This window comes from Hymenobacter agri (assembly GCF_054778495.1).
Genome location: NZ_BAAGZM010000234.1, coordinates 1 through 6,230, shown reverse-complemented (window position 1 = coordinate 6,230; position 6,230 = coordinate 1). Strand labels below are relative to the sequence as shown.

The following is a 6,230-nucleotide window of genomic DNA, read 5'->3' as shown; positions in this document are numbered from 1 at the left end:
GCCGACGCCGTGGCCGGCCGCCTCTCCATGGCCCCGCTGCTGCTGGTAGGCGCCGGCAACGACCCCAACGAGCCGCTGCGCCCGCTGGAGCTCAGCCAGAATAACGTGCTGAAACTGTTTGGCAAGCGCGATGACGCCGTGAAAGCCTACGCCATGACCAAACAACTGCTCTACGACAAGCCCACCGACGTGGCCCGCATGATTGACTACTTCAACAAGCTGGCCGTGGTGAAATAGCCAAAACCAGCCAGCCACAAAAAAGCCCTTTCTGCGCGCGCAGAAAGGGCTTTTTTGTGGCCGATAAAACTTACAGCGGGTCGGCCACTACTTTGAAGGTGGCATCCGAGCGCACCGTGAGGGAGTCGCGAATGAAGTAGTTCGGCCGCTGCCGGCTGTACACCGTCAGCTCGTACGTATCGGCTTTCAGGTACTCTTCGAGCCGGGCTGTGGTCGGAATCAGCGTCAGGCTTTTCACTCCCCGCGGCGGGTTGTAGAGGTTGGCCAGCAGAATCCGGTTGTTCACGTTGGGCGTGTTGATGTACACCCGCAGCGTGTCCAAAAAGTCGAAGTTCAGGTTCGACGGACTCACCAGCGTGAGCTGCATCTGGTCGAGCAACACGCTCTTCACCTTATCGCGGGTGGTTTTGTTGGTTTGAAACGCCTGGGCCGAGTTGGTGATGATGGTGACCGGCTTGGGCAGGCCGGTATAGAAGATGCTGGGCGGCGGAATGCGCGAATCCTGCGCCACATTCATGGTGAAATTCAGCGTCTGAATGCCGGTTACTGACTTGATAATGTCTTCTTTTTTGCAGCCAAACATGGCCAGCAGCAGCAGCAGCACAGGCGCGTAAAAGAATTGCTTTTTCATAATCAACCAATCTGGTGCGGATGCTGAATATACGAATAACCGGCCGCGAAAAGTTCGCTGCACCCGCTAATCCATCATGTCGGCCGACTTTGGCGGGTCGGGTACGAAGCCGGGATTCCAGCTCATCGGGTAGCGGCCGTCCACGTAGGGCAATGCGGCTTCGGTGAGGTAGAGCGGGCGGAAAGTGTCGACCATCACGGCCAGCTCGTGGGTTTCCTTTTTGCCAAGGCTGGCCTCCACGGTGCCGGGGTGCGGGCCGTGCGGCAGCCCCGTGGGGTGCCAGGTAAAGGAGGCCAAATCGACGCCCTTGCGCGACATGAAATTGCCGGCCACGTAGTACAGCACCTCGTCGGAGTCGACATTAGCGTGGTTGTAGGGGGCCGGAATGCTGAGCGGGTGGTAGTCGAACAAGCGCGGCACGAACGAGCAGATAACGTAGTTGTGCCCCTCGAACGTCTGGTGCACGGGCGGCGGCTGGTGCAGGCGCCCGGTAATCGGCTCAAAATCGTGAATGCTGAAGGCGTAGGGGTAGAAATACCCGTCCCAACCTACCACATCAAAGGGGCAGTGCGCGTAGGTCAGCTCGTGTAGCAGGCCCTCTTTCTTGACATGCACCACGTAGTCGCCCTCAGGCAAATCCTGCTGAATCAGCTCGCTCGGTGGGCGAATGTCGCGCTCGCAGTAGGGCGAGTGCTCCAGCAGCTGGCCGAAGTGGTTGCGGTAGCGCCGCACCGTCTCCACGGGGCTGAACGACTCGATGATGAGTAGCCGCACCGGCCCCTCGTTGAAGTGAAACTGGTGAATGACCGTGCGCGGCACCACCACGTAGTCGCCGGCCTCGAACACGACTTTGCCCAGCTGGCTCCAGAGCTCGCCGCTGCCTTCATGCACAAAAATCACCTCGTCGGCCTGGGCGTTTTTGTAGTAGTAGTCCATCCGCTTATCCGTGGGGTTGCAGATGCTCATCGTTACGTCGGCATTGCCGAGCAGCGTCTGGCGGGCGGCCAGGTAGTCGCCGCCGGTGCTGGTCTGGGCCAGGGTACGCAGGTGCTCGGGCTGGAGCGGACGGTCCTTCAGCAGTTTGGGGGCGTAGGGCTTGGGCGTGCCCACGTGCTTAATCTGGGTGGGCGGGTGCACGTGGTAGAGTAGCGACGACACGCCATGGAAGCCCTGCGTGCCCACCAGCTGCTCCGAGTACAGGGAGCCGTCGGGCTGGCGGAACTGGGTGTGGCGCTTGCGTGGAATCTGGCCGAGGCGGTGGTAATAAGCCATATTGTTGGGTGGTGGGATTGGAGCAGTGAAGGTAAGAACGAGCGTTGGCAAATGCCGGAGCCTACCCGTCATCCGGAGCAGAGCGAAGGACTTTATCACGTTTGCGCGTGCCTGATTACTGGTAAATCGTTCATCGGTGATAAGGTCCTTCGCTCTGCTCCGGATGACCGACGGGAGCTGTAGCTACCGCAAACGTTTTCGTAACTATATCCGCTATAATCCTAGCTTTTAGGCGAAACAGGCCGATACCTTTAGTCGCCTGTTCGCCCCATCTGGCCGCTTTCTGCCCGGCCGTGCTACTCGTGCAGCGCCCCGTGGTTGGGCGCCCGGCTGCCACTGGCTCTGCCAGTCGTAAGCCCATGTTTTTCTGGATTCTGGTTGCCACCGATGCTTTTCGGCTGGCCCTGCCCGGCGTGCCCGTTGCGCGGGCGGCCCGGCTTTTCCTGCTTCACTCCTCCCCTACTCCCACCCATGAAGAAACTGCTATTCCTGCTCCTGCTTAGCTGGCTGACGCTTACTGCCGGTTTCGGCCAGGCCATTTCGCCCTACCTCACCGGCCAGAATGCCTGGCTGCCCACGGCGTTGGGCACTCAGGTTTTCAACGGGCAGCTCGACCGGCTGTGGCCCATCGTGAAGCAGTCGAAGGTGCGTATGATTCGCATTGGCGGCAACGGCGTGAACTCCAACCTGGTGACGAATGCCCAGTACATCGCCCTGATTGACTCCATCCGCCGCATCGGGGCCGAGCCGATGGTGTCGGTTTCGGAGGGGCGCGGGCGGTTCACGGCGGCGCAGGCGGCGGCAGTGGTGCAGTACGTCAACATCACGATGGGCCGGAACATCAAATACTGGATTATCGGTAACGAGCCCGACCTGAACAATTCCTCGCAGCCTAACCCCGTGCCCGTAGCCGGCGTGGAAGCCTACATCAAGTCCTTCGCCTCGGCCATGAAGGCCGTAGACCCCAACATCCTGACCGTGGGGCCCGAAAATGCCAGCTACAACAGCTACATGCCCGCGCTGGTGGGCGGCGCCAACGACATCACCGGCACCGATGCCAACGGGCGCTACTACATCGATATCATCTCCTTCCACACCTACCCCTTCAACGGCACGCAAACCCGCGCCGCCGTGGTGGCCGGCCCCACCAGCCTGACCACCAACGTGAACAACCTGCTGGGGCTGATGGCCAACGCCAACGCCCTGCACAACCGCACCGGGGCCAACGCTCTGCGCTGGGCCCTCACCGAGTTCAACGTCGACTACGCCAACCCGGCCGCCAATACCGTGGAGGGCGTGGGCGTGCACTCGTTTCTGAACGGGCAGTTCTGGGCCGAGATATTTGGCGTGGGCATGAAGTACGGGGCCGTGTCGATGCAGGCCTGGTCGATTCATGAGGGCAGCGGGGCGCGCGGCACCGGCGATTTGGGCTACCTCGACGGCCCAACGGCCGCCACCGTGAAGCCGCGCTCGGCCTTCTGGCACGAGAAGTTGGTGGCGGAGAATATGCACGGCACCAACCTGAACGCCACCGACAACCAGTCGCTGGTGAAAGTCCTCAGCAGCACCGACAACGGCACCACCGCCGTGATGGTGCTGAACGAAAGCGACGTGACGGACTACGACTTCACAGTGCAGCTGGACGGGACCACGGTGTCCGGCGCGGCAGCCCTGAAAATCAACGTGCCGGCCGGCATCAACACCGATTACAACGACAAGATTTATGCGCAGTCGACGCTGGTGCTGCTGTTCAACGCGCAGGGTGCGCTAACGCGCAAAATCGTGTACTCGCTGCAACACGCACAGCAAACGCTGCCTCCCACCTACCTGAATCCCGGCCAGACCTTCACGCTGGCCAACTTCACTTCGGATAAAACGTTCACCTGCACGGCTCCCGAAGCGGTAACGTACTCAGCCAACGTGCTGGGCGAGTTTACTTCGATAACCTGGAATTTCGGGGCGGGTGCCACGCCGGCCACCGGCACCGGCAAAAACCCGCCGGCCGTGACCTACGCTACCGCCGGCAACCCCACCGTGACCATGACGCTGGTGAACCCGGACACGACCATCGTGGTGAGCAAAACGCCGGTGCAGGTGAGCGCCTGCATCCGCACGCCTTATACCGGCATGGCGGCCGTGATTCCGGGCGTCATCAAGGCAGTGGAGTATGACAACGGCGGCGAAGGCGTGGCCTACCACGACTCGGACGCGGCCAACCGCGGCGCGGCCGTGGACCCCACCGTGCCCCGGCCCAGTGAAGGCGTGGATACCGAAAACGGCGACGCCGGCTACACCAACGTGGGCTACTCGGCCACCGGCGAGTGGCTGAAATACACCGTGAACGTGCTGCGCACCGGCCTCTACCGCGTCACGGTGCGGGTGTCGACGGGGGCGACTTCGACGGGCTCGCTGCGGCTGAGCGTGGATGGCGTAGACAAAACCGGCGTGGTGCCAGTGCCCGCCACGGGCGGCTTCGGCACCTATCAGGATTTGGTGATTAACAACGTGTACCTGGAGGCGTCGCCGAATGCGACGCTGAAATTCGACCTTGTGAGCGCCAGCCTCAACTTCTCGAAGCTGACGTTTGCGGAGCAGCCCATCTCGGGCATCGTGGTGAACCGCGTGTACAACGGCAGCTCGACGTCGGACGGCTCGACCGATGCGGTGGAGCTGCTCGTGACGCAGGACCACCTCGACATCCGCGGGCTGATTGTGAAGGACTTCGAAAGCAACCTGACGCTGGACAACGGCGGCAAAATCCAGTTCAAAGACAACGCCTTGTGGAAGGACTTGCGCATCGGCACCACCATCGTGCTGCGCCGCCTGGCCTCGGGTATCACTGGCTACGCGACGGATACCGACGCCTCGGATTTCACGCTGGATATGCTGATGGAGAACACCACATACTTGGCCGATTTGTCGAACGCAGGCCAGAATTTCAACCTGACCCAGACCGATATGGTGCTGCTGAAAACCGGCCTCGCCAGCGGCATCGACAACCCGGTGCACGCGCTGATATCGAACAACGGCAGCACCAACGCCCTCTACACCGGCCTCACGGGGCCGAAGCTGGTGGCCAGCGCCGCGCTCGGCACCGGTTCCTTTATCTACCCGCTGAACCCGGCCCAAACCACTGCTGACTACAATAGCAGCAGCGCGGCCAGCAGCACCAGCGCCAGCCGCAACTGGGGCTACGGCTTCGGCACGGGCAACATCAGCTACATCCAGCTGCTGCGCAACCAGGCTTTCGCGCCGCCCGGCATCGTGGTGAACCGCGTGTACAACGGCTCGAACGACGCCAACGGCAACCAGGACGCCGTGGAGCTGCTCGTAATTCAGGACCATTTCGACGCCCGCAACCTGATTGTGAAAGACTTCGAAACCAACAACACGGCCGATAACGGCGGCAAGTACCGCTTCAACAACACGGCCTTCTGGAGCGACCTGCGCAGCGGCACCACTATTGTGCTGCGCCGCCTGGCTGGCCCCACCGGCTACGTGCCCGACGTGGACGCCTCGGATTTCACGCTCGATTTGCTGCTGGATAACGCCACATACCTCACCAACCTGGCCACCAACAACTCGTTCAACATCACGCAGTACGACATGGTGATGGTGAAGTCCGGCGGCGTGGCCACAGGCGTGGCGGGGGCCATCCATACCTACGCCACCAAGGGCGGCGGCAGCGCGGGCGTACCCTCGGCCCTCTACCTGTCGGTAACGGGCGCCAAGATGACTTCGCCCGATGGCACCGATGCCGGCGGCGGCACCTTCCACTACCCCCTGAACCCGGCGCAGGACCTGACCGACTACAACGGGACCAAGGGCGCGCTGAGCAAGAGCACGGCCTTCAACTGGGGCTACGGTTTCGGCCAGCCCAACATCGACTACATCCAGAGCCTGCGCAACGCCGTAACCGGCCCTGATTTGGTGGTAGCCAACGGCCAGCGCCTCGCGGCCGGCGGCAGCTACAACAGCATCACGGTGCAACCTGGCGGGCTGCTCACGCTGCTGGGCGCTACCAGCGTGGCCGGCACCGTGCAGGTGCAAACGGGCGGCGTGTTCGTGAGCAACTGCCAGGCGCTGGGCG

The 6,230-nt window shown here is 62.2% G+C and carries 5 protein-coding genes; 3 read left to right on the top strand and 2 right to left on the bottom strand.

Features of this window, described 5'->3' with window-relative positions; all coding sequences use genetic code 11:
- Nucleotides 1-237 (top strand): hypothetical protein (locus tag ACYVDE_RS12560; RefSeq protein WP_460501889.1); only part of this gene is annotated, 237 nt, incomplete at its 5' end.
- Nucleotides 238-307: 70 nt separating this feature from the next.
- On the opposite strand, the gene ACYVDE_RS12555 is transcribed toward ACYVDE_RS12560, so the two are convergent.
- Entirely contained in the window at nt 308-868 is a 561-nt protein-coding gene (locus tag ACYVDE_RS12555; RefSeq protein ID WP_460501888.1) for a hypothetical protein, read from the bottom strand.
- 66 nt (nt 869-934) lie between these two features.
- Nucleotides 935-2,140 carry a homogentisate 1,2-dioxygenase gene (locus ACYVDE_RS12550; protein WP_460501887.1) on the bottom strand — a complete coding sequence of 402 codons (1,206 nt, stop codon included), beginning with the start codon at nt 2,138-2,140 and terminating at the stop codon, nt 935-937.
- A 293-nt stretch (nt 2,141-2,433) separates the two neighbouring features.
- On the opposite strand from ACYVDE_RS12550, the gene ACYVDE_RS12545 reads away from it, so the two are divergent.
- The gene (locus ACYVDE_RS12545) at nt 2,434-2,643 is read left to right on the top strand and encodes a hypothetical protein (protein ID WP_460501886.1); all 210 of its coding nucleotides are present in this window, start codon (nt 2,434-2,436) and stop codon (nt 2,641-2,643) included.
- The coding region (locus ACYVDE_RS12540; RefSeq protein ID WP_460501885.1) for a cellulase family glycosylhydrolase at nt 2,612-6,230 on the top strand (3,619 nt) is incomplete at its 3' end. The genes ACYVDE_RS12545 and ACYVDE_RS12540, both read left to right, overlap by 32 nt.